Raw genomic sequence first — 24,508 nt, forward strand, 5'->3', positions numbered from 1 at the left:
AAAAGGATCAGAGGACGGAATTGAGAACAGAAACGAAGGGCCAGGGTTAGTCTGCGGCGTGGGCGGGTTCGGTGGCAATCTTCCTGGGACGCTTTGCAGGCGGGGAGATGGGTTTGGCTTTAGGTATGGCGTTGAGGTCGGCTTTGCCTTCGGCGAGCAACATGAGGAATTGCTGCGCGGAAAAGGGCTGACCATTTGTTGACACGGATGCCCGCTTATATGTGCCGTCGGGTTGTTGAAGACGGGCTTTGATGGTGTCTGCAAGGTAAGCAGGAAGAATTTCATCGTGGATGCGAGATTTGACTGCGGGGTCACGGACGGGGAAGGCCACCTCGCAGCGCTCGAATAGATTGCGCGGCATCCAGTCAGCCGAGCCGAGGTAGATTTCGTCGTCGCCGCCGTTGGCGAAGTGGAAGATGCGGGAGTGCTCGAGGAAACGGCCGACAACGGAGCGGACCCGAATGCGGCTGGAGAGTCCTTTGACGCCGGGGCGGAGGATGGAAAGTCCGCGAATGATGAGGTCGATTTCGACGCCAGCATTGGATGCGTCGTACAGTGCCTCAATAACGCTAGGCTCGAGGAGTGCATTCATCTTGGCGACGATGTGTGCGGGACGGCCAGCGCGGGCGTGTTCAGTTTCGCGGCGGATAAGGCCGAGGAAACTTTCAGCCATGGTCAGGGGAGCGACGAGGAGCGGGCGATAGTCGTCGATCTCGGCGTGGGCGGTGAGGTAGTTGAATACCATGTGCACGCGCTCGGTGATCTGCGGATCACAAGTGAGCAGACTGAGGTCGGTGTAGAAGCGCGCAGTAATGGGGTTGTAGTTGCCGGTGCCAAGGTGGCAGTAGCGGCGGGTCACTCCATCTTCATCGCGGCGCACGAGGAGAGCGAGTTTGCAATGGGTCTTGAGGCCGACGACGCCATGGAATACCTGCACGCCGGCGTCTTCCATGCTGCGCGCCCAGCGGATGTTGGAGGCTTCGTCGAAGCGGGCCATGAGCTCGACGACGAGGGTGGCTTCCTTGGTAGCCGCTGCTTCAATGAGCGCGGAGAAGACGGGGGAATCCTGGCTGGTGCGATAGAGCGTCTGCTTCATGCTGACGACGGCGGGATCTTCAGCACCTTGTTGAATAAAGTCGACCACTGAATCGTAGGAGTCGTAAGGATGGTGGAGCAGGATGTCGTGCTGGCGCAGCTCGTCGAAGATGTTGGTTGATTTGCGGCTGAGGTGCAGCGGCCTTGGCGTAAAGGGTGGGAACTTGAGATCGGGACGTTGAATGTCGCTGTAGAAGAACATCACGCGTGAGAGGTTAACTGGGCCGTCGTCCCGGAAGACCTGATCCTCATCGAGTTCGAAGTTGATGCGGAGGCGCTCGACAATCTCGAGGTCGGCTCCGGCTTCAATTTCGAGACGCACGGCGTCACCTTTACGGCGGTTGTGGAGTTCGACGCGGATAGTTTCGAGCAGGGAGCGCGCTTCTTCTTCTTCGAAGTAGAGGTTCGAGTTTCGCGTGACGCGGAAGGCCACACGGGATTGGACCTCGTAGCCGCGATACATGCCGCCGAGGTTTTGCGCGATCAGGTCCTGAAGAAGCAGGTAATCGAATTTGCCGTCTTCGGCGGGAAGCCGGACGAAGCGAGGAAGAGCGCGCGGGACGGTGACAACGCCGAGGACCTGCGGCCCGGAGCTTTTGCGCTTGCGGCGAAGGAGCAGCGCGAGGCAGAGGGCCTTGTTCAGAACGCGCGGAAAGGGATGGGCGGGATCGATGGCGATAGGGGTGAGAAGCGGATCGACTTCGCGCTGGAAGTAGGCCTGGGCATAGGCGCGGGCGTCTTCACCTAGCTCCTCCCATTCCATAAGGCGGATGCCCTGCTTGCGGAGCTCGGGGAGGAGGAGGTCGTTCCAGCAGCGGTACTGGGCTTCGACAAAGGTATGGATTTCGGCTGTGAGAGAGGCGAGCGACTCGTCGGGGCGAAGGCCATCGTAACCCTGTTCGCGGTAGCCGTCTTCAATTCGCTGCATGAGACCGGCCTGGCGGATTTCTACATACTCGTCGAGGTTTGAACCCGTAATGGCGAGAAACTTGACCCGTTCCAGCAGCGGATTCGAGGGGTCTTCGGCCTCTTCGAGGACGCGCCGGTTGAATTGCATCCAGGAGTGGTCGCGTCCGGTAAAAAGCTTTAGTTTCTGTTTCGTTCTGGCCATGAGCGTGAGTACAAACCGTGTTGGCAAGTCTACAGCGTTTCGAAGGGAACTTGAAACCGGAGTTGGCTTGTCTTTGAGTGATGATTGCAAGGAGGGGAACTGAAGAATATTAAAGTCAGGCGAAAAAGACCGGAATAAGCCTGAAGGCAATGTGTATGGATTGACCCGGGACGGCTGCCGGGTTGAGGATAGAGATTCGGCGGATTCCCGCATTTTCCCTTCAAATGAGGAGCTCTCGATGGATGCCAAAGACAGCTTGATTCCCCAGACGCCGATTCCGGCTGGAGCCGATGAGTTCTCAAAAAGAGTCCATGGTTTGCTGGACGGACGACCTAAGGACGAGGCTACCGTGAGCAAGGCGCTGGAGGGTATGGACGCCATGCTCGACGTGATCGCCGCTGGTCTTTACAGCATGGCATCGATGCTGGTCGGCGAGGGCGAAGACAGCATCAGGCTGGTGGAGACTGCGGTGGAAAGGACCGACCTGTCGGTTTGCAGCGATCCGACAGAGGCCCGCCGCAGCAGCCGCAAAGAGCTTTGTTCGGCAGGAATCGAGATGATCGCGGCTCGGGAGCCGGGCATTTTGGCTGCGCCGGAACACCTGGTTCATGCTTCGACGTGCATCGAAGACGACGATCTGGAGTCCGCCGGGATTTCTCGCGCGGAGTTGCAGAGCATGCTGGCAGGACCAAACCGCACGAGCATCAAGAACTGGATTGAAAGCTTGCCAACGGAGATGCGCGTAATCTTCGTGCTGCGTGCGGTGGCCGGTTTTCCGACGGAAGATACGGCATCCATGCTGGCCGCGCACGGGGGGCAAGGGGCCGAGGGATGGAATGGTGACGCGGTGAGAGAGATCTTCCGCCAGGGACTTTGCTCACTAGCTTCCCAGTTGATTCATGCGACCTCGGTGAAGTGAAGAGGGGTGGGCGGTGAGCGGTGGGTAGTGAGCGGCTTGGAGCTGTGATCGCGGAGTGATCACTATTCCCTTTCGTGGATGTGTTGGGGAATACACAGCCCTTCGCTTTCTGTTCGGTACACTTAGATAAAAGAACCTGCCCGCCGGTGTAGCGCATCTATTGGGGTGCAAACATCTTTCCGGTGGATTTCCAGCCAGGATTCAAAAAAGACGATCGATGTCCTCAGATCATTGTAAGAAGTACCTAAACAATCTTTTTGCGCATTTCTTACTGGCGCTTTCGGCGGGTGCGATTCCCGCATTGCAGGCGGCTGCGCAGCAACTGCCGACGCAGGTTCCCGGGCAAAGTTCGGGCCCGAGTTCGGCGAGTTTTGCGGGCAGCGTTGCGACTGATCAGGCGACAGGACAGACATTGGATTTGTCCCTCGACGAGGCTATGCAGCGCGGTCTCAAGAATAATTTGGGTGCGATTTTAAGCGGTACGCAGAAGGATTCAGCGCGAGCGCAGAGGCTGACCCAGCTACAGGCTTTGTTGCCGGACGTAGAGTTCAACGCGCGAGAGGCCGTGTCTCAGGTCGATCTGGCTGCTCAGGGATTGCGGATTCCCGGATTTCCGACCATCATCGGGCCATTCGGCTACACCGATTTGCGGGCATCTCTGAGTTGGTCACTTGTGGATGTGAAGTCACTGAAGACTTACATGGCAGCAAAGCATCAATTCAAAGCGGCTGAGCTCACGGCTCAGGATGCGCGGGACATGGTGGTGCTGACCGTCGGCAATAGCTACATGCTAGTGCTGGCAGATCAGGGACGCGTGGAGAGTTATCAGGCGCAGGTGGCGACATCAAAGGTTTCACTCGACCAAGCGAAGGCGAATCACGACGCCGGTACGGCTCCAAAACTGGATGTGTTGCGGGCACAGGTGGATTATCAATCGCTCGAGCAGCAGTTGATTGTGGCGCAGAACGCGCTGGAGAAAGATAAGCTGGCGCTGGCACGGGTGATCGGATTGCCGCTGGAGCAGAAATTCAATCTGACAGACAAGGCGCCGTATGCGGTTTTCGACAAGTTGGATGTAGACGCGACGATTAAGCAGGCACATGCGAATCGCAAGGATCTGGCTGCGATGGTGGAACAGACCAAGGCAGCCGAGGATCAACGCAAGGCGGCGACGGCGGATCGGTTGCCGACCGTGAAATTCGACGGAGATTACGGCGATATCGGCGTAAATGTGAGGAAGTCGCACGGAACGGGCGATGCTTCCGGAACGCTGAGCGTTCCCGTATTCAAGGAATTTGGTTTGCGTGGCGAGGTCGAGGTTGCGCAGTCGCAACTGGATACGCAAAAGGCGCAGATGAGCGACTTGAATGCGCAGGTTGATGCCGATGTTCGCGATGCGCTGCTGGATATCGAGGCAGCCCAGAAGCAGGTCGAGGTTGCGCGCTCCAGCGTGGATCTGGCAACAGAAGCATTGAGTGAAGCGCAACAGCGTTACGCCAACGGTGTGAGCGACAACCTGGCCGTGAGCCAGGCGCAGCAATCGGTGGCACAGGCAAATGATCAATATGTGTCCAGCCTTTACCGCGACAACGTGGCCAAACTGAGTCTGGTACGGGCGTTGGGTGCGGGGCAGGATTACTCGAAATACCTTGGAGGGAAGTAAACGTGGCGGAAACAACCACAACAACAGTGCAGGCGCCGCGGGACGAGAGCACGGAAGTTTCGCAGCCCCCTTCTCGCCGCAGAGGAATCATCATCGTGGTGGTGGTGGTCCTGGTGCTGGTTGGACTCGGTTTCTGGTGGCATTCCACCTATTACGAGGACACCGATGATGCGCAGATCAATGGACACTTGATTCAGATCAGCTCGCGCATCGCGGGGCAAGTGATCCACGTCGATGTTGACGAAAACCAGGTGGTAAAGAAGGGCGATCCTATCGCCGAACTGGATCCGCGCGACTACCAGGTGGCAGTGGAGAATGCACAGGCCGCGCTGGATAGCGCCAAGGCGGCGGCTGCGGCGGCGAATGTAAATGTGCCGATTACTACGATCAACACTGGCAGTACGTTGAGTTCTGCCGGCGCGGATGTGAGTGCGGCGACAGCCTCGATTTCGCAGGCCCAGTCGCAGGTGGCAGCGGCGCATGCGCAGGTCGTGCAGGCGGAAGCGAATGCTCTTAAAGCTCAGCAGGATCTGGATCGCTACAAGCCCTTGGTCGAGAAGGACGTGATCAGCAAGCAGCAGTATGATGCTGCGGTGGCCACAGCGGACGCTGCAAAAGCCGCGGTAGAAAACGCACATGCGACGGAGAAAGCGGCCCAGGATAATGTGCGTGTCGCCAACGATAAGGCATCCGCGGCGCAAGCGCAGTACAAGAACGCTCAGTCTGGTCCGCAGCAGGTAGCGGCGCAGTCAGCGCGCGCCAAGCAAGCAGCGGCGCAGGTAGCGGTGGCGCAGGCGCAGCTTGATCAGGCAAATCTGAATCTGGGCTACACGAAGATTGTTGCTCCGGCAGCAGGCATCATCACACGCAAAAGCGTGGAGATCAATCAGAACGTATCGACGGGGCAGAATTTGTTGACGCTCGTATCGCTTGAAGATTTGTGGGTGACTGCGAATTTCAAAGAGACGCAGTTGAAACATATGAGCCCCAAACAGGCTGTCGATATTGATGTTGACGCGACGGGGAAGAGCTATCACGGACACATCACACAGATTGGTGGCGCGACGGGTTCGGTGCTGTCGCTGTTCCCGCCGGAGAATGCGACTGGCAACTACGTGAAGGTGGTGCAGAGGCTTCCGGTCAGAATCGATTTCGACGATTTGAATAAGGAAGATCCTGATCACGCGTTAAGGCCGGGGTTGTCAGTGGAACCGAAGGTCAGAGTGAAGTGAGGGAGACAGTTAGCAGTTAACAGTCTTCAGTTCTGATTTGACCAGCTCTTCGAGAATTCGGAGGGCTGGTTTTGTTTTGGGGAGATCGCACGGACGGTAACGGGAAAGCGTATAGACTGATGGCGACACTCCGATGAAAGACGCGATTCAAGTTTCGAAAGAGAATTATCTCAAGGCCATTCTTGAGGCCGAGGCCGAAGGGCACCAGGTGATTCCGGCGACTCTTGCTCATTGGCTTGAGGTGTCGGCGCCGGCGGTGACGATGGCGTTAAAAAGACTTCGCCGCGATGGTTATGTCGAGGTTGGCGACGACGGAATCGTGCGCCTGAGCGAGACCGGCCGGGAGACGGCCTACCGGACGGCTCTGCGACATCACCTGATTGAGCGGATGCTGACCGAGGTTTTCGGGATGGAGTGGTACGAGATTCACGACGAGGCCGAGCGGCTTGAGCACGCCGTATCGCCTGCGTTCGAGGCGAAATTGAAGGAGAAGCTGGGAGAGGGTGGGGCCTGCCCGCACGGAAATTCCGTCTTACCGGTCCGGCCAGCGGAGCGCAAGAAGCGGGGAGAGATTCCTCTTTCTGAGGCTCGCGTGGGGGAGCGGTATCGGGTCACCAGCTTGCAGGAAAGAGATTCCCAACTGCTTTTGTTTCTGCATCGAATGGGGATAGGACCGAACAAGAGCTTGCGGATCGTGAGTCAGAATTACGATCAAACGGTTTCGATTGAGTTACCTACAGGAAATTCTATTCTTGGCCGCCCGGCTGCAGAGGCGGTGTGGCTGCGTCCGGAAATCTCGTAGGTAATTAGTAATAATTAAAATATATTAACTATAATTAACTTATGGCATACTTGAGGAAGTAGAAGTCGCGGAACACCCCCCTTACGCCTCATGGCCACCGAAATTCCTAAATCAGTCGGGCTTCAAGAGCCCTCTTTGCCCGAGGTGCATGCGAGTGTGCGCATCTCAAAGTCTCCGGTCTATTGGCGACGGCTGTTGGGATTTTTGGGACCCGGATTTCTGATTTCAGTCGGCTACATGGATCCGGGGAACTGGGCCACGGATATTGCAGGTGGATCGCGTTTTGGTTACACCCTGCTTTTCGTGATCATGCTTTCAAACCTGATGGCGATCCTGCTGCAGAGCCTGGCGCTGAAGCTGGGGATTGCGACCGAGCGGGATCTGGCGCAACTTTGTCACGAGAACTACGGACGCAAGGCGAGCTTCGTCTTGTGGGTGGGAGCGGAGATCGCGATTGCTGCCTGCGACCTTGCTGAGGTGATCGGTTCGGCGATCGCGCTGCAACTGCTCTTTCATATTCCACTGATCGTCGGAGTGTTGATCACGGGGCTTGATGTTTTGCTGATCCTGCTGTTGCAGAAATGGGGATTCCGCTACATCGAGGCGTTGGTGATTGCGTTGATCGGGACAATTCTGGGAATGTTTGGTGTGCAGATGTTTCTCTCTCGGCCAGACTATTGGCCGTTGCTACACAGCCTCTTCGTTCCCTCATTCGCTATCGTGACAAATCCTGCAATGCTGTATATCGCGATCGGCATCTTGGGCGCGACGGTGATGCCACATAATCTCTACCTGCATTCATCGATAGTGCAGAGCCGACGCTATAAGCGCACGCCGGAGGGCAAACGGGAGGCCATACACATGGCCGGAGTGGATTCGGCACTGGCCCTAACGGTCGCGCTGTTTGTGAACGCAGCGATTCTGATTGTGGCGGCGGCGGTATTTCATCGCAGTGGACACTTTGAGGTGGCAGCGATTGAAGATGCATACAAACTTCTGAGCCCGCTGGTGGGTGCGGGATTTGCGAGCACGCTGTTTGCGGTGGCGCTGTTGGCATCCGGACAGAATTCGTCGATTACGGGAACCCTGGCTGGGCAAATTGTGATGGAGGGATTTATTCATTTGAAGGTTTCGCCATGGTTGCGCAGGTTGATTACGCGCTCGCTGGCAATTATCCCGACGATCATTGTTGTAGCAATCAATGGCGAGCGAGGCACGGAGAAGCTGCTAATACTGAGCCAGGTGATCCTGTCGATGCAGCTGAGTTTTGCGGTGGTTCCACTGGTGATGTTCACTGGGGATCGCCGGAAGATGGGCGAATTTGTGAATGCTACGTGGTTGAAAGTGCTGGCATGGAGCACGGCGGTGGTGATCGCCGGATTGAACGCGTGGTTGCTCGTGCAGACGGTCAAGGGGTGAACGGCAGGGAACAGGGATTAGGAAACCGGGAACTGGGCGGAATCGGTTGGCGTAGTTTGTGTTGCTGGGGCTGAAGCCGACGTAAGAGGTCAGCATGCGCAAGACAATGGAAGTCGTAGGACTGGGGATATTGGCGGTCCTTTTTTGGATCACGTATTCGGCGCTTAATGGGCCGGAGAAGTTACCGAACCGAATTCCGACACACTTTGATATTTCCGGTCAGCCTAACGCTTGGGGGCCGCCCGGATTTTTGTGGTTTCTTCCTCTCGTTGCGATTGGGCTGTACCTGTTGATGACTGTGCTGGGAAGCATTCGATTCCGCCGATACAATCTTCCGGTCGCCGTAACGGAGTCAAATCTGCCATTCATCCAGGAGCAAACCAGCGTTATGGTGACCTGGATCAAGTGCGAGATGCTTTGCCTGTTCGCCTATCTCCAATGGTCGATTATCCAAAGCGCGCGCACCAGTCAATTCCGGCTCTCGCCGTTGCTGATTCCAGTGTTCCTGGTGGTGATCTTCTCGACGGTGGGTTGGCACCTGGCTGCCATTATTCGCGGCGCAAAGGCGCGAATCGATTCATCCGATCCGATGATGAACATAGGGAAGTACTAGTGAGGGGAGCGATCTCGCCTGCGGCCTGAGGAGCGTCGGAACTCGCTCAGAAGATCCAGGTACTGACAAGCAGAGTCACCATCGCGGCAACAGTGACGGCCTGGTAGATCAGGTCTTCTTTGCGGCGAGGTTGCGTTGCCATTGCAATGGGGGAGGCGTTCATCACGGTTGCCTTTCAACGGCTCGCGACAATGTCGAATTTGTCGCAAGGGCCCGGAGCGCGTTCTTATGTGTATAGATTCACCTCAATTGAATTGTGAATCAAACAAAAGTGCTACGACCTCAGTTACCCACGTCACGTGATGGATTGTCGGATAGGCTGGAGCGACGAAGCGCTTCTGATGTTCGGCAAGATCGCCGACATCAACCCTTAGAGGCAATTATTTGGCGAAGCGGAGCCGGTACAACCTTGAAGCTCGATGCGAGATCGGGCATGAACAGGAGGCAGAGAAACGAGCAGCGAGCGCCGAATGGGTGGAAAGGCTTATGTATGTCCATTGAAGCTGTGTCTTTCGGAGAAGAGTTTTCAGCGGCCTTGAAGGCCGCTGAGAATCTAGCCGGAACAACTATGCTTCTGCGGTTGTCGGATCGATGATGGACTTCACCTCGGCGATTGAGTTGGCCGGGAATCCACCCTGAGTAGCGTGCTCACGGACGAGTTCCTCGTTAGCTGCGTTGTATATGCAGTAGATTTTGTCGCCCGTGACGTAGCTATGGACCCACTGAATCTCGGGTCCGAGTTTGCGCAGGACTCCGCAGGACGTCTGGGAGATAGCCTGCAACTGATCGGGAGACATTTTCCCAGCGCCGGGAACTTCGCGCTCGATGACGTACTTAGGCATGAAACCTCCGGGAATTAGACTTCGAGTCGTGCCAGTGTACCCGGTGATGCGATGGGTTTGGAATCACTTCTTGAGGATTAACACCCAAAAGGCTAAGGTGTAGAATCCGCTCGTGAGCACAGGACCTCAGCTCGTTCCCCCTACCGAACCGCGCGAGCGGAACTGGATGCCGCTGGCAATTGCTGCCGGGGCGGTTTTAATCGTCGCAGCGATCGTCGTATTCATGTTGGAACACGGGAAAGGGGCTGCGACGGTCACGCCCGTTGGAGCCACCCCTGACGCATACGCTGCCAGCCTTCCAATTACGAACGTGGTGATGAGCGAGTCCGGTAATCTCGCGGGCGGCAAAGTGACATATATTGACGGTCACATCACCAATAGCGGGAACAAGACTGTGACCGGGATTTCCCTGCAGGTGCTGTTTCGGAATGCGGCAAATGAAGTTGCGCAAAACGAGACACAGTCGATGAAACTGATCAGGACACGCGACCCGTACGTGGACTTGGAACCAGTTTCGGCAGCCCCTTTGAAGCCAGGTGACGGGCAGGATTTCAGAATGATTTTTGACTCGGTGACTCCCGACTGGAACGGCGTCTACCCTGAGATCCGTGTCGTGCACGTAGATGCAAAGTAGCCTGCTAGCTCGATTTACCGGGTAAGACTTACCGCCAATTGTAAAAATTACTTTCTATGGCCTTTGATGCTGGGGGCGTTTAACATCTCTCTTCGTCCGCAACCTGGACATAACCTACTGATACCGAAAGGATTGGTCGTTTTACGGTCCGCTTCGGTGGCTTTGGCACGTGCGATGCAATAGAGGTGTGTGAGCGGCTTCACCTGCTCGCCCGCAGAGTTATCGCGGCAACCGCATATTCAGGGGTTAAAGAAAAATGAAAAATCAAATTACAGCACGCATACTGTTTCCCAGCCAGGTAGCTGTTCTGGCCTTGGCATCAGCAATCGCGATCCCCGCGATGGCCCAGCAAACGCAGCAGCCTGACAGTTCCCAGAGTGCTCCGGCGGCCGCACAGCAGACACCGACATCGACGCCGCCTGCGGCAGTGACCAATACTCCCACTGAGGCAAAAGAGGGATTCTGGGGCCGCGTCAATCCCATGGCGCGCAAAAAGTGGGTGAAGAAGCGGCTTGATCCGATCAACGACCGCCTCACCGAACTCGACCAGGTGAACGCGAAGAACGCCTCCGACATCAAGGACGTGGATTCGCGCGCACAGGCTGGCATCAAGAAGGCCCAGGACTCCGCAGATCAGGCGAACCAAGTGGCGACAGCCGCAGGCGACGCGGCCAAGAAGGCGAACGACACTGCCACAACCGCTTCGGGACACGTTGACACTCTCAACACCACCGTAGCCGGCCTCGACAGCTACAAGCCGATTTCCGACGTGGAAGTTCCTTTCCGCACGGGAAGCCCGGTTCTTTCCAAGGATGCGAAGGCCAAGCTTGATGACATGGCGAAGAGCCTGGAAGGTCATCAGGGATACATCATCGAAATCGAAGCTCGTTCGCCGGGTGCAGGGGCTGCCGGTATCACGAGCTCGCAGCGTGAGGCAGCAGCGGTCCAGCGCTACCTCGTAACTGAACACGAAATCCCCGTCTACCGGATGCACTCAGTGGCTCTGGGTAATGCTCAGATCACGGAACCGACCACAGATGTAGCAAGCAATAATGCTCCGGCAGATCAGACTGCGCCGAAGCCTGTTGCGGCCCATCATCGTGAACGCGTTCCCAGCACTGTGCACATCAAGTTGATGGAAAACAGTTTGGCGGCCCAGGGCACCACATCCCCCCATGGTATGGCGTCCTCGACCGGTGCGGTGCAGCAGTAATGCTGAGTAGCCACCCCCCTGAGGCTCCCTTCCGCGCCGACGGCTACCCCGCCGTTGGCCGCCAATAGAGCTCTCGCAACACGAGAGAACCAAGGCAACTTGGCCCCCGTTAATGACGGGGGCCGATTTTTTTGTGGGCGACACATTTGTTGGTGGTCCGCGTGGGACTCTATAGCGGCTGCCGGGGTTACGATGGTTGCGATGAAGGTTCTTAGCGCAGAGGAGATGCAAGCTTGCGACCGCGAGACGACGGAGCGCTATGGCGTTTCGTCGATTGAATTGATGCGGGCTGCTTCTGCGGTGGTGGATGCGTTTGCGCGGGAGCAATTTCCCCGTGCGCGGCGCGTTACCGTGATCTGCGGGCGTGGCAACAACGGCGGGGATGGCATGATGGCGGCGCGTCTGCTGGCCAAGGCGGGGCTCGCGGTGACGACGCTGCTGCTAGGGTCGCAATACGAGTTGAAAGGCGATGCGGCCACCGCTTGGCGCGAACTGAGCGTCTCTCCCAATCGATATTTATATGAAGTCAATTCTGCGGCTGACTTGCGGGCGCATACCGCTGCACTGGAAGCCGATCTGATCATCGACGCGGTTCTAGGAACAGGTTTCAAACCTCCGATGACAGGGCTGGCATTGGCGGCGATGGAGTGGGCAAGTGAAAGCGAGGCGCCGTTTCTATCAGTGGATCTACCTTCGGGTTGGCCAGCTGACTCTAGAAGCAGCAAAGTCGAAATGGCATTTCCGTCGGATGCAGTCATCACGTTTACAGCGCCGAAGCCTGCACATGTTTTTGGGGAGCTGACGCGGCTGTGGGATCAACCTATTGTGGTGGCGCCGATTGGTTCACCCGACGAAGCGATTGTTTCGCAGGGTGGGCTGAGCTGGGCTGGCGCTTCGCATGCACTGGTGGAGCAACCTCGGGGTGCAGACGCGAACAAAGGAAAGTTCGGCCATGTGCTAGTGATTGGCGGGTCGGTGGGAAAGTCGGGCGCTCCGGCGATGGCGTCGATGTCGGCATTGCGGGCGGGCGCTGGACTTGTGACCGCTGCTGTGCCCAGCCCGATCATGGCGCTGGTGTCAAGCTTCGCGCCGGAGTTGATGACTCGGGCTATGATGGCCAGCCCCTCTGGCGAACTGGCGAGCAAAGGAACCACCGCGCAGCAATTTCAAAAAATGATTGACCGTAAAACGGTGATCGCCGTCGGGCCGGGTTTGGGTGATGGGCCGGGGACTGAGATGCTGTTGGAGGCCGTGCTATCGGATACGAAGCTGCCGACGGTGATAGATGCGGACGGACTGAACACACTTTCGGCTAATCCTTTTCTGATGGAAAAAATGACGGAAGTTGCGAAGGCAGGACGAACGGTGGTGTTGACGCCGCATCCGGGAGAGATGGCCCGGCTAACCGGGAAGAGCGTCGAAGAGATTCAGGCGAACAGGCATGAGCAGGCACGATCTTTCGCGCGGGATCACGGCGTGACGCTGGTGCTGAAAGGATCGCGCACGCTGATTGCGCATCCTGATGGTCGGGTTGCTGTGAACACTTCCGGAAATCCGGGAATGGCCAAGGGCGGCAGCGGTGACATGCTGATGGGAATCATTGCCGCGTTGCTGGCGCAGTATAAGGATGATGTTGCGCGTGCCGTGGAAGCGGCTGTTTATCTACATGGATTCGCCGCTGATCTGGCGGTGCATGAAGCCGATGAGCACACGCTGCTCGCCACGGATAGCCTGAAATATTTTTCGCAGGCGTTCCAGTTTCGGCCTTTCCGCTTTTCTCAGGGTGCCCCGAGAGGGTATGTTTGGTTGCAGGGGCTGTCAGCCGCACGTAGTCAGGCTTGCGCTCCTCAGAGGCGAAATGAGCAAGGAAGCCCCAGTCGCTGAAGGACGGATTCACGAATTCGTAACAAAGAGCGGCGCCGACACGGTGGAAGTGGGGCGCAAGCTGGTGAATTTACTTGCACCGCCTCAGCTGCTGATTCTCCGAGGCGATCTGGGCACCGGCAAGACCACGTTAGTAAAGGGCATTGCGCAAGCGCTCGACGCCGCCGAGCCCGACGAAGTGACCAGTCCCACATTCACGTTGCTGCATGAATATGACGGCACGCGTGAGGGTAAGCCGGTGAAGCTGTTCCACCTGGATGTATACAGGTTGGAAGGCGAGAGGCAGCTGGAGACGCTGGGGCTGGATGAACTGCTTACTCCCGATGCGATGGTACTTGTGGAGTGGGGTGAGAAGTTCAAGAGCATCAAGAAGAAGTCAACCGGCGAGATCGCGATTACCTCTGCTGGCGGCGACGCGCGGAAGATTTCAGTGACGCTGAAGGAATAGCGGCGGCAAAAAATCGAGCACGAATTGAATTGCCCGGAACGATCGACATGGAGGTGGAGGATGCGGCTGACTTTGGTGAAGTCGAGTCTTCCGTTAGTTCTTGTCGCAACGATGATGTGCGGTCAGCAGGCGAAGCCGTCATCGCCATCGCAAACAGGGCAACCGCTCGCGATGAAGAATTCAGGAACGCAGAGCGGCCATGCGAAAGTCGCGCACAAAACCCAAGCACATCATCGAGCAGTGAGGCGCAGTTACGTTTCAAGCCGCAAAGGTGCGAAACGCGCACCGTACCGGCCGGAGTATACCCAGAACTCGGTTGAGGTGATGAACGGGGCCTCAACGCAGAAGGTTGTTTTCCAGAACGACGATGCAGCGCGTGCGTCGCTGAAGGACAAAGGCGAGCCGGGCTACAAAGTTGAAGTGTTGAACGGGACTGCGCGGGATACGCAGTATTTCAACGGCGACAACGCTCGTACAGGATCGGATGAAAAGCAGCCGGTGGTGATTGGGGTTCAATCGAGCGACACACGGGTTGCAGGCGGAAATAAACACCCGGTGGTAACCGCGATAACTACTGCGGGACCTGTCGATGCGAAAAGCGCGCGTGGCGGCGGGCAAAAGGTGACGAAGGGGATTTCTCCGCAGCCGAAGCGGCCGGCATATCAACCTGATGCGCATTAATTCTCAATTCCTTCCTCATGAAGTCTGATACGAGAGATGCGTGCTGCGGATCGTGTACACCGAGCGCGACGCTGCCGCGGACCGTCGCGTGGTTGCAGTGGATTACTCTCGCATGGATGATGCTGGAGTGCGGAGCGTCGTTGTGGGCGGCCTCGAAAGCACACAGTGTCGCGCTACTGGCTTTTGGAGCGGACAGCTTGGTGGAAATGCTGTCGGCAACGGTGGTGCTGCTGCAATTTATACCGCGGTTTCCGTTAAAGAAGGAGCATGCGGATCGGGCTGCGGCGGTGCTCTTGTTTGCACTGGCGGCTGTTGTGGTGTGCATGGCATGGTTGGGCCGCGAGATGCCGCTGGAGACGAGTCGCGTGGGCATCGCCGTGACGGCACTGGCACTCGTTGTGATGCCGGTGCTGGCGTGGATGAAGCGGAGAGAGGCGCGCCGCATGAATAATCGAGCGCTGGCCGCGGATGCGGCGCAGTCTGCAACGTGCGCTTATCTTGCGGGAGTGACACTGGCTGGGCTGCTGCTTTTTGTTGTGTTTCGGATTCGCTGGGTGGACATAGTGGCCGCGTTGATCGCCGTGCCTATCCTGATTATGGAGGGTCGGCGAGCATGGCGCGGCGAGGGATGTGGATGCTCTTGACGCCACGTTTTCAGAGACGCGATGGGAACGCTGCGCTGTAAGATGTTGGCTATCCTGCAGTAGATTCCCGGAGGATCCTGATGCGTACGATGCGCCTGCGTTTGTTGGTTTGCCTTGCTGTTTTCCTGATTGCAATCGGAGTCATGATTGAACCGGTCGGAGCACGCGCGGCCACGAAGCCGCATATCTATCAGCACCCCGCGTTGAGCAAAGACCTGATCGCATTTGGATATGCGGGAGATCTGTGGACCGTGCCACGTGCAGGCGGAGTTGCAACGCGACTGACTACGGGCATTGGCATTGAGACCGAGCCGATTTTTTCGCCCGACGGAAGCACGATTGCATTCACTGGCTCTTATGACGGCAACACCGATGTGTTTATTGTTCCGGCGACGGGAGGTGTGCCGTTTCGGGTGACGTATCATCCTGCAGCGGATTTTGCGGTGGCGTGGACGCCGGACGGGAAGAGCATCGTGTTCCGGTCGACGCGAATTTCGCAGAGCCGATACACACAGCTTTACCAAGTGCCGTCGAAAGGTGGAATTGCAAAGCCGCTGCCTCTCCCTATGGCCTACCAGGGACAGTTCTCACCGGACGGCAAGGAGATTGCGTATTCGCCTCTGCCGCCGGCGTATGGATTTGATTACATGACATACGTGTCGTGGGGGAACTATCACGGGGGCCGCGCGAGCACGATCTGGATCACGACGCTGCCGGGGCTGGAGTCAGTCGAGATTCCGCATGAGGTAGCGTCCGACTTTTCGCCTGTATATGCAGGAGGCAAGATCTACTTTCTATCCAGCCGCAAAGGAAGAGCGACGATTTACAAATACGATCCGGGCGCGAACACAGTAGCGCAGGCGCTCGAGAACGACGGGCCTGACATTCGTTCGCTTCATGGCGAAGGGGACACGTTGGTATACGACCGGCTGGGCGAGATCTACCTATTCGATACGAAATCAGGGACGACCAAACTTGTGCCGATTGAGATTGACGCGGATCTGCCCGAGGTAAGGCCGCGCATTGACAGCGTGGGAGACGAACTGGAGAACGTGGCGATTTCGCCGACCGGTGTGCGCGCCGTGGTTGAAGCGCATGGGGACATCTTCACCGTGGCCGCGAAACACGGACCGACCCGCGATATTACGAATACACCCGGAGTGATGGAGCGTGAGCCAGCATGGTCGCCGGATGGGCAATTGATCGCGTATTTTTCCGATGAGAGCGGAATGTACGCGTTGCATGTGGCGCCGCAAACGGGAGGTGCAGTGGCAGGTGCGGCGGTGGTGAAAAAGTTTGCGCTCGCGCAGGAGCCGGCTTATTACTTCAGTCCCAAGTGGTCGCCCGATTCGAAGAAGGTTGCCTTCTACGACAACCGGATGAAGACATATGTGCTCGACACAACGACTGGCAAACTGACAGTCATCAATGACAAGAACGTGTATGGCGGATTTTCGTCGTCGTCATTCGATTTTGCGTGGTCGCCGGATTCGAAGTGGATTGCATATCCGCGTTCGATGGCCAACCACCTGCACGCAATCTTTTTGTATTCGCAGGATTCAGGGCAATCGACGCAAGTGACGAGCGAGATGGGCGATTCACGCTATCCGGCGTTTGATCGCGAGGGGAAGTATCTTTTCTTCCTCACGAGCACGAATGAAGGTGCGACTTCAGATGGGCTCGACATGACAAGCGATCTTTACCAGGTGACATCGAATATCTACGCGCTCACGTTGGCTGCGGATACTGCATCGCCTGTGGCTCCAGAGCTCGAAGACGAGAAGACTGCGGCCGAGGAGAAGGCGGATACCAAGAAGGGTGACGATAAGAAGAGCGACGATAAAGCCGGCGACAAGTCCGGGGAAGCGAAGGAAGGCAACGGGGAAGAGAAGACCCATGCGAAACCTGCGCCGAAGCCGGTAAAGGTGGACCTCGACGGAATTGAGAAGCGGGTGGTTGCGATGCCTTTGCCCGCGAGTGTGTATACCGGCGTTACGGGCGGACTGAAGGGAAGTTTGTACTTTACCGAGTTGCAGGAATCGGGTCGCTTTGGGGATCGCGGCGCAACACTAAGCCGGTGGACGCCGGAAGAGCGGAAGACGGAAAAGCTGGCCGAACATGTTGAGTCATTTGAGTTGTCAGCGAATGGCGAGAAGATGCTGCTGTCGCTGGGGCATCCGCGGCCAGATGGTAGTCCGGCGCCTCCAGCGGGCGGACCGAAGCCCACGTGGGTGATTGTGCCGGCGAATGCTGCGGCAAAGGCCGGTGAAGGAGTGCTGTCGTTTGGGGATGTGAAGATGCGGATTGACCCGCATGCCGAATGGGCACAGATGTATCACGAGGTGTGGCGGATCGAGCGCGCATTTTTCTATGACTCAAATTTTCATGGTACGAATACCGTGGCGGATGAAAAGAAGTATGAGCCGTATGTTGAGTCGATCGCCTCGCGCGCGGATTTGAACTACATCTTTCAGGAGATGTTGAGTGCGTTCTCCGTCGGACATCTGCGCGGGAATGGCGGGCAGATTCCAGATGCGAAGAAGGTGCCGGGCGGGCTGCTGGGCGCGGATTACGAGATCAAGGGAAATCGTTATTGCCTCGCGAAGATTTATTCGGGCGGGGAATTCAATCCGCGCGAGAAAGCTCCGCTGGCGCAGCCGGGATTGAACGTGAAGGTGGGCGACTGCATTCTCGATATCAATGGTCAGGACCTCACAGCTGATATTGATATTCAGCAGCCGCTGGAGGGAACAGCGGGTAAGGTGATCAGTTTGCGGATCACGGGGGAGGATGGAAAAAACCCGCATGACATTTCAGTAGTACCGATTGCGAGCGAGGCGGCGCTGCGGAATGTGGACTGGATCGAGGGCAATCAGAAAAAAGTGGATCAGCTTTCGGGCGGCAAGCTCGCTTATGTGTATCTGCCGGACACGGGTGAAGGCGGATTTACGAACTTCAACCGCTACTACTTCGCGCAGACCGATAAGAAGGGCGCGGTGATTGACGAACGTTTCAATGGCGGAGGGCAGGTGGCCGATTACTTTATCGAAGTGCTGGGGCGGCACATCGAGTCGTATTGGGCACCGCGGTACGGGACGGTAGAGCACACACCGAACGCCGGGATCTACGGGCCGAAGGTGATGATTGCGAATGAATTCTCGGGGTCGGGCGGCGATGCGTTGCCATGGTTGTTCAAGCAGGCAAAGCTGGGTCCGTTGGTGGGCAAGAGGACATGGGGCGGTCTCGTGGGCATCGGGCCGATTCCTGTCTTGATGGATGGCGGACATGTGACTTCGCCGAGCGTCGCGTTCTTCTCGCCAAAGGGTGAATGGGACGTGGAGAATCACGGAGTGGAACCGGATTATGCGGTGGAGCAGGATCCCAAGTCGGTAAGCGAAGGGCACGATCCTCAACTGGAGAAGGCGGTTTCGCTGGCGCTGGAGGATTTGGGTAAGTCCCCGCAGCCTGAGGTGAAGAAGCCCGCTTATCCGAATTACCACAAGTAGGCAGTATGAGTTCGTGCTTTCACATCCATGGACTGAGGACCAGCCCATGGATAGGGCACCCACCTTTTGTGAAGAACCCAGGTCTCAAAAGCGAGACCTGGCGCACCCAGATTATTTTCATGCTGAGAATCCCGATTACCGAAGTTGAGAAACGGCTTGCGGTGGTGCTGCGCAAGCTGGGGTTCAGCGACGGCCGCGCGGAGTTGTGTGCGCGGTTGTTCGCGGAGACTACATGTGACGGCGTGTATTCGCATGGGGTGAACCGGTTCGCGCGCTTTGTGGCGATGGTGCGGAATGGAAGCGTGGACCCCGGCGCCGAGCCGGGGGTGGTGTCGAGATTTGGCGCTATGGAGCGGTGGGACGGACAGCGTGGCCCGGGGAATCTAAATGCGCAAGCGGCTATGGGGCAGGCGATAGCACTGAGCCGAGAGCACAGCATTGGCTGCGTGGCGATGAGGAATACAAATCATTGGATGCGCGGCGGAACATATGGATGGCAGGCGGCAGAGGCTGGGGTGATTGGCATGTGTTGGACGAACACCATGCCGAATGTGCCGCCGTGGGGTGGCGTTGAACCCGCGATTGGGAACAATCCGCTGGTTGTGGCGGTGCCGCGCGCGAAGGGGCCTGTGGTTTTGGATATGGCGATGTCGCAGTTTTCGTATGGGGTGCTGGAGAGTTATCGAAAACGCGGAGAACTTTTGCCGGTGGACGGGGGATTTGATGCGGAGGGAAAGCTAACGCGCAATCCGGGCGCGATTGAGGAATCGCAGCGGTTGCTGCCAGTGGGGTTTTGGAAAGGGTCGGGGCTCGCGGTGGTGCTGGATATGGTGGCGGCGATGAGTTCGCTGGGAAATGCAACGCATGCGATTGCCAACGATCCGCTCCAGGAAACGGGGTTGTCGCAGATGTTTGTGGCAATCGATCCGCGAGGTTTGGGCGATGCGATGCGGATGGAAGAGATTGCGGATGCGGTGGTGGGGTCGCTGCACCGCTCGAGGCCGGCTGAGAAGGAGAAGACGGTTCTTTATCCCGGGGAGCATACGCTGCGACTGCGACAAGAGAATCGCAGACTGGGGCTGCCAGTTGAGGAGTCAGTTTGGGCCGAGATCGGAGGAATGTAAGGCACTCAAAATATGCTTTTCAGAACCGGGAGCCGGTGCAGTTGATTCTCGTCTTGCCTTCGCCCAAAAGCTGGACGAATTCCCATCAACCAACACTCATCAGCTGATGTTCGGCGTGTTCGGGGGAGAACTGACCTAGAACCCCATAATGTTGTAGCCGCAGTCTACGTAGAGGGTTTCGCCGGTTACGGCGGTGGAGAGGTCGCTGGCGAGGAAGAGGGCTACGCCGCCGACTTCGAGCTGGTCGACGTTGCGGCGGAGCGGGGCGCGATCGGCGGCAGCCTTGAGCATGTCGCCCATGGCCCCGATGCCGCGCGCAGCCAGCGTCTTGATCGGGCCGGCGGAGATGGCGTTGACGCGAATGTTTTTGGTGCCCAGGTTCCAGGCGAGATAGCGAACCGTGCACTCGAGTGATGCCTTGGCCAATGCCATCACGTTGTAGTTGGGGACAACCTTTTCCGCAGCATAGTAGGAAAGGGTCATGATGCTGCCGCCATCGGTCATGAGCGGCGCGGCGGCGCGGGTGACGGCAATGAGCGAGTAGACGCTGACTTCGTGAGCGATGCGGAAGCCCTCGCGGCTGGTGTTGAGGAATTCTCCGCGCAGGTCTTCGGCGGGGGCGAATGCGACTGCGTGAACGAGGATGTCGAGCTTGCCGTATTTCTCTTTGAGGGTGGCGAAGAGCGTGTCGATTTCGCTGTCGCTGGAGACGTCGCACTGGAATCCACCGGCGCCGGGAAGCTCGTTGATCAGGTCTTCGGCTTCGGCGCGCATACGCTCGTTCTGGTAGCAGATGGCCAAGGTGGCTCCGGCTTGGTGAAGTTTTTGGGCGATGCCCCAGGCGATGGAACGCTTATTAGCCAGCCCAAAGACCACGGCCGTTTTGCCTGCCAGATTGATCATGCTTGTGTTGTTCCTCCAGTGATTCTTTCGTGATTCCAATGAAGTGCGGCACGAGAAGCAGATCCTTCGCTCCGCTTACCCCACTGACTTGGTCATTGGGGTCCCAAGCTGCTCCGCTCAGGATGACACATCTGTAGGGTTGGAACTGTTTTGAAGCCTGAATCAGGATATCAAGTTGCGTGGGCGACGTTTGCCCGGAAGGATTTGTTCTCAGCCGCCGAGGTCGACGAGTTGCACTTTACCTACGGGGCGGCCGAGGAAACGGGAGCCGAGGCGCTCGAACTTTTCGACGGAGTCGGTGGCGAAGCAGTGGATTTCAGTGGGCTGGTTGTCGTTGATGGCGTGCTTGGGTTTGGCACGGCCGTTGAACATGCCTGCGGCTGTGGCGGCGGTGGATTCGGCGGAATCGATGACATTCATTCCTGCGGGGACGGCGCGCTCGATCAGCGGTCGCAGCAACGGGTAGTGGGTGCAGCCGAGTACGAGCGCATCGGGGTTGAGGCCGTCGGTCGCGGCCTGAGTCGCAAGTTCGTTGAGGTAGATGCGGATGACCTCGTCAGTGACGGGGTGGCTGGTCCAGCCTTCTTCAACGAAGGGGACGAGTAGAGGGCAGGCCTTCTCAAGGGCGCGCAGGTTCTGGGCAGCGCAGGCTGCCTTGTAGGCGTGGCTCTGCACGGTGGCGTCGGTGGCGATGACCAGTACGTCTCCGGTTTTGGAGGCGGCGCGGGCCGCAGTGGCTCCGGGCTCGATGACGCCGAGGACGGGGACGGGTACAGCATCCTGTATGGCGTCGAGGGCCAGGGCGCTGGCAGTGTTGCAGGCAATGACGAGGAATTCGGCGCCTTGCTCGCGTACGAGGAACTGCGCGCTTTCCACTGCATAGCGGGCGATAGTGCGGCGGGACTTGGAGCCGTAGGGTAGACGGGCAGTGTCTCCGATGAAGGCGAAGCGGGCCCTTGGGAGTTTTGGAATGAGCGCGGCGAGGACTGTGAGTCCGCCGAAGCCGGAGTCGAAGACGCCAATGGTGGGTGCGGTGGAGTGCGGCGTTTCGGTCAAGGTCGGTTTCCTTCAGTTGGGATGGCGTCGGCGGTGAGGTAGGTACGGGACAGGTCGGCGTGTCCGGCAAGCGTGGGGCGTTGTTGACCGTCCACGAGGAACCGGACCTCAGTGACATTGGGGAGGTTTGCGCGAATGGTGGCACAGATAGATAGGACCGTCAGAGACTCCGTCTCCAGGCCTGAAGGGTGGCTGGCGGCGAAGGTTCCGGTGAGGTTCACAACAGCGAGTTGGTCACCAGAAGCTTGCGTCGATTTGGTGCCGGGAACGGGCAAGAGAAAGACCTGGGCGATAGAGGCTGCTCCGCCGGGAACGGGGTGGGTGGCATCAGGAGCGGCGTAGAGATCAAGGAGCTTTCCCAGAACGGCGCGAGCGCGGGCGCCGGGGTTGGCGGGAAGCGGCAGGGAGTGAATCTGGGGAACCAGGGAGTTATCCAGATCGTTTGCGGCGATCAGGGTCGCTTGCTCTGCAGGAGCGACATCGGGAGCCTTGGTAGGTTCGGTGGTTTCGCCGGTGAGCAGCCGCTTGTGGGCGCGGTCGCGAAGCTGCCAGAGCTTAAAGCCCATGCCCAGGGACACGATGAGGAGGGCTACAAGGAGGATTTTCTGGTAGCGGGGAATCACGGCTGGCGGCCCTCCGTGCGGGTGGGGTCGGATCGCCACTCAAGCACAGCAGCGGCGAGGGCAGTGGCTACGCGCGCCTGGTAGTCGGGATTGTCGGGCTCGGCTGTGATCTTGTGGTCGGAATCGCGCTGGGGACCGATTTCGATGGCGAGAGCAGGGCAGGTCATGCTCTCCATCCCGGATAAGGGGATTCGCCCGAGAGTGACGCTGAACCCCGCCTGGGTCATAGCTGAGTTTACGGACCCAGCGAGACCGAGACTGCGAGTGATCCAAGGGGCCTGGGCGGTCTTCCATGCTGTGAAGCGGGACGGCTCGGCAGGTGCGAGCGATGAGGCGAAGAGGTGAATTCCGGTGCCGCTTTCGCTGGCGTGGAGGCTGAGACAGGCTGCGGCATTAGCGTGGTTGGCAAGTTCAGCGCGCCGAGTCAAGTCGACGGAAACATCGGATTCGCGCGTGGTTATGACTTGGATTCCGCGAGCGGAGAGGAGGGAACGCAGGCGGATATTCAGTACGAGGTTGACATTTTTTTCAAGCTGCCCGCTATCGAGGTGAGCGCCCGTGTCGTCGCCGCCATGGGCTGCGTCGAGGACTACGACGAAGCGTGGGGCGGGGGGTGGGGGGGGAGTGGGCGCGGGTGAAGATGGCGGTTGTTGGGCTGCGCAGGGGAGAAAAGCCAACACAATCAGGAGACTAAGGGCGGGCGGGAAATCCCACCAGGGTCTGAAACTCCAGACCTGGGGCACCCAACGTTTCAGTACCTTACTCCAGGGCATAGATAGTGAGGCCGCTCAACAGTTTTGGGAAGAAGTCAGTGGATTTCTGGGGCATGACTGAGCCGGCAAAGGCGACTTCGCGCAGTTGTTCCATGGTGACCGGGTTGGTGAGAAAGGTGACGTCAGCTTCACCGCGATGCACCTGATCGACAGCTTCGGCCGCATCGCGCAGATAGCGAAGGTTGGTTTGCTCGCGCACTTTTTCAGCATCGAGGCCCATCAGGCGGTCGAGGATGATGGTGTGCAGATGGCTCAGGTCAAGCTGGCGCTGGTTTTCAGGGAGCGAAGCCAAAGCGGTTGCAGTTGCATCAGGTTTGGAACGCAGGAGGAAAGCTCCATTCCGGGTGACGGCGACGAAGGCAGTGCCCATCTCATTGCGCAGCCTATCGAGGTGGCCGATTGCCGGAGCCTCGGGCAGCTTTTGCACGTTGAAGAATTGCTCCGCTGCGCTGGTAAACGCTGCGGGATCGAAGGCTGGCAGGCTGTGAACGACGCGGTGGGTGGGCAGAATGACGAGGCCGTCGGCGTCCATGTTGACGAAGGTCATCATCACGGCGGCTTCAGGGAACTGCGGCTGCGGAAGACTATTGGCGTTGTGTTCAGTCCGTGACAGCGAAGCAGGGGTGTGTTCTTTGGAGTAGTTCAGCGCCGTCTCGTAGCGATGGTGGCCGTCGGCGATGATCAGCTTTTTGTCGGCCATGGTGGAGACGAGCAAGCGAATGACGGCAGGGTCAGCGACGCGCCAAACGCGATGAAGGACGCCGTATTCGTCAGTCACTTCGGCGTCGGCCGGTCCCGCGCCGTCGTAGAGGATATTCTCGACGCTACCGGCCGGATCGGAGTAAAGCATGAAGATCTGGCCAAAGTGGGCGTGCGTAGCTTTGAGCAGATTAAGGCGATCGCTCTTTGGTTTGGAGAGGGTCTGCTCATGGCGAAAGACAACCTGGTCAGCGTATTCATGGAGTTTGCCGAGGGCGATGAAACCGCGACGTTCCTTAATGGCATCGGAACCCGGAACGCGGAACCGTTGCGAATAGGCGAATATGCCTGGGTCTCTCTCCTGGACAAGGACTGACTGATCTTTCCATGCAGCAAAATCGCGAGCGGCGCGGGTGTAGACATTCTCGCCACGCTCAGCATCAAAGAGTTCGGGCAGCCCGAGGATAATACGAACCAGGTTGTAGGGGCTGCGGTGGTAGTAAGCCTCCTGCATCGCTGGAGAGATCTTGTCGTAGGGCTGGGTGACCACGTCTTCAAGCCGAACAACCGACGGATTGTAACGCCACGCGCGGAATGGATAGATATTAGCCATGCAGAAGTCTT

Annotated in this window: 21 protein-coding genes; 14 read left to right on the forward strand and 7 right to left on the reverse strand. The window is 58.0% G+C overall.

Annotated features, from left to right (window positions below; genetic code table 11):
• Positions 1–46 precede the first annotated feature (46 nt).
• Positions 47–2,206 (reverse strand): polyphosphate kinase 1, encoded by a 2,160-nt coding sequence (gene ppk1 / locus P8935_RS11030; protein WP_348265049.1) that lies wholly within the window; start codon positions 2,204–2,206, stop codon positions 47–49.
• 238 nt (positions 2,207–2,444) lie between these two features.
• Here ppk1 and P8935_RS11035 point away from each other — a divergent pair, with 238 nt between their 5' ends.
• From P8935_RS11035 to P8935_RS11060, 6 genes are all read left to right on the forward strand, one after another.
• Positions 2,445–3,125: a hypothetical protein gene (locus tag P8935_RS11035; protein ID WP_348265050.1), complete on the forward strand. Its 681-nt coding sequence runs from the start codon at positions 2,445–2,447 to the stop codon at positions 3,123–3,125.
• Positions 3,126–3,342: 217 nt separating this feature from the next.
• Entirely contained in the window at positions 3,343–4,788 is a 1,446-nt protein-coding gene (locus tag P8935_RS11040; protein ID WP_348265051.1) for a TolC family protein, read from the forward strand.
• A 2-nt stretch (positions 4,789–4,790) separates the two neighbouring features.
• Positions 4,791–6,020, forward strand: coding sequence for an HlyD family secretion protein (locus tag P8935_RS11045; RefSeq protein WP_348265052.1), 1,230 nt, complete (start codon positions 4,791–4,793; stop codon positions 6,018–6,020).
• 133 nt (positions 6,021–6,153) lie between these two features.
• On the forward strand, positions 6,154–6,822 hold the full coding sequence (locus P8935_RS11050; RefSeq protein WP_348265053.1) for a metal-dependent transcriptional regulator: 669 nt from the start codon (positions 6,154–6,156) through the stop codon (positions 6,820–6,822).
• Between the two features lie 90 nt (positions 6,823–6,912).
• Positions 6,913–8,241, forward strand: coding sequence for an Nramp family divalent metal transporter (locus P8935_RS11055; protein ID WP_348265054.1), 1,329 nt, complete (start codon positions 6,913–6,915; stop codon positions 8,239–8,241).
• Between the two features lie 94 nt (positions 8,242–8,335).
• Positions 8,336–8,854, forward strand: a complete 519-nt coding sequence (locus tag P8935_RS11060) for a DUF1648 domain-containing protein (protein ID WP_348265055.1) — start codon at positions 8,336–8,338, stop codon at positions 8,852–8,854.
• Between the two features lie 566 nt (positions 8,855–9,420).
• On the opposite strand, the gene P8935_RS11065 is transcribed toward P8935_RS11060, so the two are convergent.
• A complete protein-coding gene (locus P8935_RS11065) occupies positions 9,421–9,696 on the reverse strand; it encodes a DUF4242 domain-containing protein (protein ID WP_348265056.1) in 276 nt (91 codons plus the stop codon).
• Positions 9,697–9,808: 112 nt separating this feature from the next.
• Here P8935_RS11065 and P8935_RS11070 point away from each other — a divergent pair, with 112 nt between their 5' ends.
• The 8 genes from P8935_RS11070 (at position 9,809) to yiaK (ending at position 19,830) form a co-directional block, all read left to right on the forward strand.
• A complete protein-coding gene (locus P8935_RS11070; RefSeq protein ID WP_348265057.1) occupies positions 9,809–10,330 on the forward strand; it encodes a DUF2393 family protein in 522 nt (173 codons plus the stop codon).
• Positions 10,331–10,586: 256 nt separating this feature from the next.
• Positions 10,587–11,543, forward strand: a complete 957-nt coding sequence (locus tag P8935_RS11075; RefSeq protein WP_348265058.1) for an OmpA family protein — start codon at positions 10,587–10,589, stop codon at positions 11,541–11,543.
• Between the two features lie 201 nt (positions 11,544–11,744).
• Positions 11,745–13,427: an NAD(P)H-hydrate dehydratase gene (locus tag P8935_RS11080; protein WP_348265059.1), complete on the forward strand. Its 1,683-nt coding sequence runs from the start codon at positions 11,745–11,747 to the stop codon at positions 13,425–13,427.
• On the forward strand, positions 13,402–13,875 hold the full coding sequence (tsaE, locus tag P8935_RS11085) for a tRNA (adenosine(37)-N6)-threonylcarbamoyltransferase complex ATPase subunit type 1 TsaE (RefSeq protein ID WP_348265060.1): 474 nt from the start codon (positions 13,402–13,404) through the stop codon (positions 13,873–13,875). The genes P8935_RS11080 and tsaE overlap by 26 nt, the downstream gene beginning before the upstream one ends.
• Before the next feature lie 60 nt (positions 13,876–13,935).
• Complete coding sequence (locus P8935_RS11090; RefSeq protein WP_348265061.1) at positions 13,936–14,556, forward strand: hypothetical protein; 621 nt, start codon at positions 13,936–13,938, stop codon at positions 14,554–14,556.
• Between the two features lie 17 nt (positions 14,557–14,573).
• Positions 14,574–15,200 carry a cation transporter gene (locus P8935_RS11095; RefSeq protein WP_348265062.1) on the forward strand — a complete coding sequence of 209 codons (627 nt, stop codon included), beginning with the start codon at positions 14,574–14,576 and terminating at the stop codon, positions 15,198–15,200.
• 80 nt (positions 15,201–15,280) lie between these two features.
• On the forward strand, positions 15,281–18,706 hold the full coding sequence (locus P8935_RS11100) for a PDZ domain-containing protein (protein ID WP_348265063.1): 3,426 nt from the start codon (positions 15,281–15,283) through the stop codon (positions 18,704–18,706).
• A 68-nt stretch (positions 18,707–18,774) separates the two neighbouring features.
• Positions 18,775–19,830, forward strand: coding sequence for a 3-dehydro-L-gulonate 2-dehydrogenase (gene yiaK, locus P8935_RS11105; protein WP_348265064.1), 1,056 nt, complete (start codon positions 18,775–18,777; stop codon positions 19,828–19,830).
• Between the two features lie 135 nt (positions 19,831–19,965).
• On the opposite strand, the gene P8935_RS11110 is transcribed toward yiaK, so the two are convergent.
• From P8935_RS11110 to P8935_RS11130, 5 genes are all read right to left on the reverse strand, one after another.
• On the reverse strand, positions 19,966–20,733 hold the full coding sequence (locus P8935_RS11110) for an enoyl-ACP reductase (RefSeq protein ID WP_348265065.1): 768 nt from the start codon (positions 20,731–20,733) through the stop codon (positions 19,966–19,968).
• A 210-nt stretch (positions 20,734–20,943) separates the two neighbouring features.
• Complete coding sequence (murI, locus tag P8935_RS11115; RefSeq protein ID WP_348265066.1) at positions 20,944–21,789, reverse strand: glutamate racemase; 846 nt, start codon at positions 21,787–21,789, stop codon at positions 20,944–20,946.
• The gene (locus P8935_RS11120) at positions 21,786–22,412 is read right to left on the reverse strand and encodes a GerMN domain-containing protein (protein ID WP_348265067.1); all 627 of its coding nucleotides are present in this window, start codon (positions 22,410–22,412) and stop codon (positions 21,786–21,788) included. Before P8935_RS11120 ends, murI begins: the two co-directional genes overlap by 4 nt.
• Positions 22,409–23,185, reverse strand: coding sequence for an N-acetylmuramoyl-L-alanine amidase (locus tag P8935_RS11125; protein WP_348265068.1), 777 nt, complete (start codon positions 23,183–23,185; stop codon positions 22,409–22,411). The genes P8935_RS11120 and P8935_RS11125 overlap by 4 nt, the downstream gene beginning before the upstream one ends.
• A complete protein-coding gene (locus P8935_RS11130) occupies positions 23,172–24,497 on the reverse strand; it encodes a DUF1015 domain-containing protein (protein ID WP_348265069.1) in 1,326 nt (441 codons plus the stop codon). Before P8935_RS11130 ends, P8935_RS11125 begins: the two co-directional genes overlap by 14 nt.
• Positions 24,498–24,508: the final 11 nt, after the last annotated feature.

This window comes from Telmatobacter sp. DSM 110680 (assembly GCF_039994875.1).
Taxonomy (GTDB): domain Bacteria; phylum Acidobacteriota; class Terriglobia; order Terriglobales; family Acidobacteriaceae; genus Telmatobacter.

Coding starts and splice junctions, on each gene's coding strand:
- ppk1 (WP_348265049.1), bottom strand. CDS start 2,206: ATGGCCAGAACGAAACAGAAACTAAAGCTTTTTACCGGACGCGACCAC.
- P8935_RS11035 (WP_348265050.1), top strand. CDS start 2,445: ATGGATGCCAAAGACAGCTTGATTCCCCAGACGCCGATTCCGGCTGGA.
- P8935_RS11040 (WP_348265051.1), top strand. CDS start 3,343: ATGTCCTCAGATCATTGTAAGAAGTACCTAAACAATCTTTTTGCGCAT.
- P8935_RS11050 (WP_348265053.1), top strand. CDS start 6,154: ATGAAAGACGCGATTCAAGTTTCGAAAGAGAATTATCTCAAGGCCATT.
- P8935_RS11055 (WP_348265054.1), top strand. CDS start 6,913: ATGGCCACCGAAATTCCTAAATCAGTCGGGCTTCAAGAGCCCTCTTTG.
- P8935_RS11060 (WP_348265055.1), top strand. CDS start 8,336: ATGCGCAAGACAATGGAAGTCGTAGGACTGGGGATATTGGCGGTCCTT.
- P8935_RS11065 (WP_348265056.1), bottom strand. CDS start 9,696: ATGCCTAAGTACGTCATCGAGCGCGAAGTTCCCGGCGCTGGGAAAATG.
- P8935_RS11075 (WP_348265058.1), top strand. CDS start 10,587: ATGAAAAATCAAATTACAGCACGCATACTGTTTCCCAGCCAGGTAGCT.
- P8935_RS11080 (WP_348265059.1), top strand. CDS start 11,745: ATGAAGGTTCTTAGCGCAGAGGAGATGCAAGCTTGCGACCGCGAGACG.
- tsaE (WP_348265060.1), top strand. CDS start 13,402: ATGAGCAAGGAAGCCCCAGTCGCTGAAGGACGGATTCACGAATTCGTA.
- P8935_RS11090 (WP_348265061.1), top strand. CDS start 13,936: ATGCGGCTGACTTTGGTGAAGTCGAGTCTTCCGTTAGTTCTTGTCGCA.
- P8935_RS11095 (WP_348265062.1), top strand. CDS start 14,574: ATGAAGTCTGATACGAGAGATGCGTGCTGCGGATCGTGTACACCGAGC.
- P8935_RS11100 (WP_348265063.1), top strand. CDS start 15,281: ATGCGTACGATGCGCCTGCGTTTGTTGGTTTGCCTTGCTGTTTTCCTG.
- P8935_RS11110 (WP_348265065.1), bottom strand. CDS start 20,733: ATGATCAATCTGGCAGGCAAAACGGCCGTGGTCTTTGGGCTGGCTAAT.
- P8935_RS11125 (WP_348265068.1), bottom strand. CDS start 23,185: ATGCCCTGGAGTAAGGTACTGAAACGTTGGGTGCCCCAGGTCTGGAGT.
- P8935_RS11130 (WP_348265069.1), bottom strand. CDS start 24,497: ATGGCTAATATCTATCCATTCCGCGCGTGGCGTTACAATCCGTCGGTT.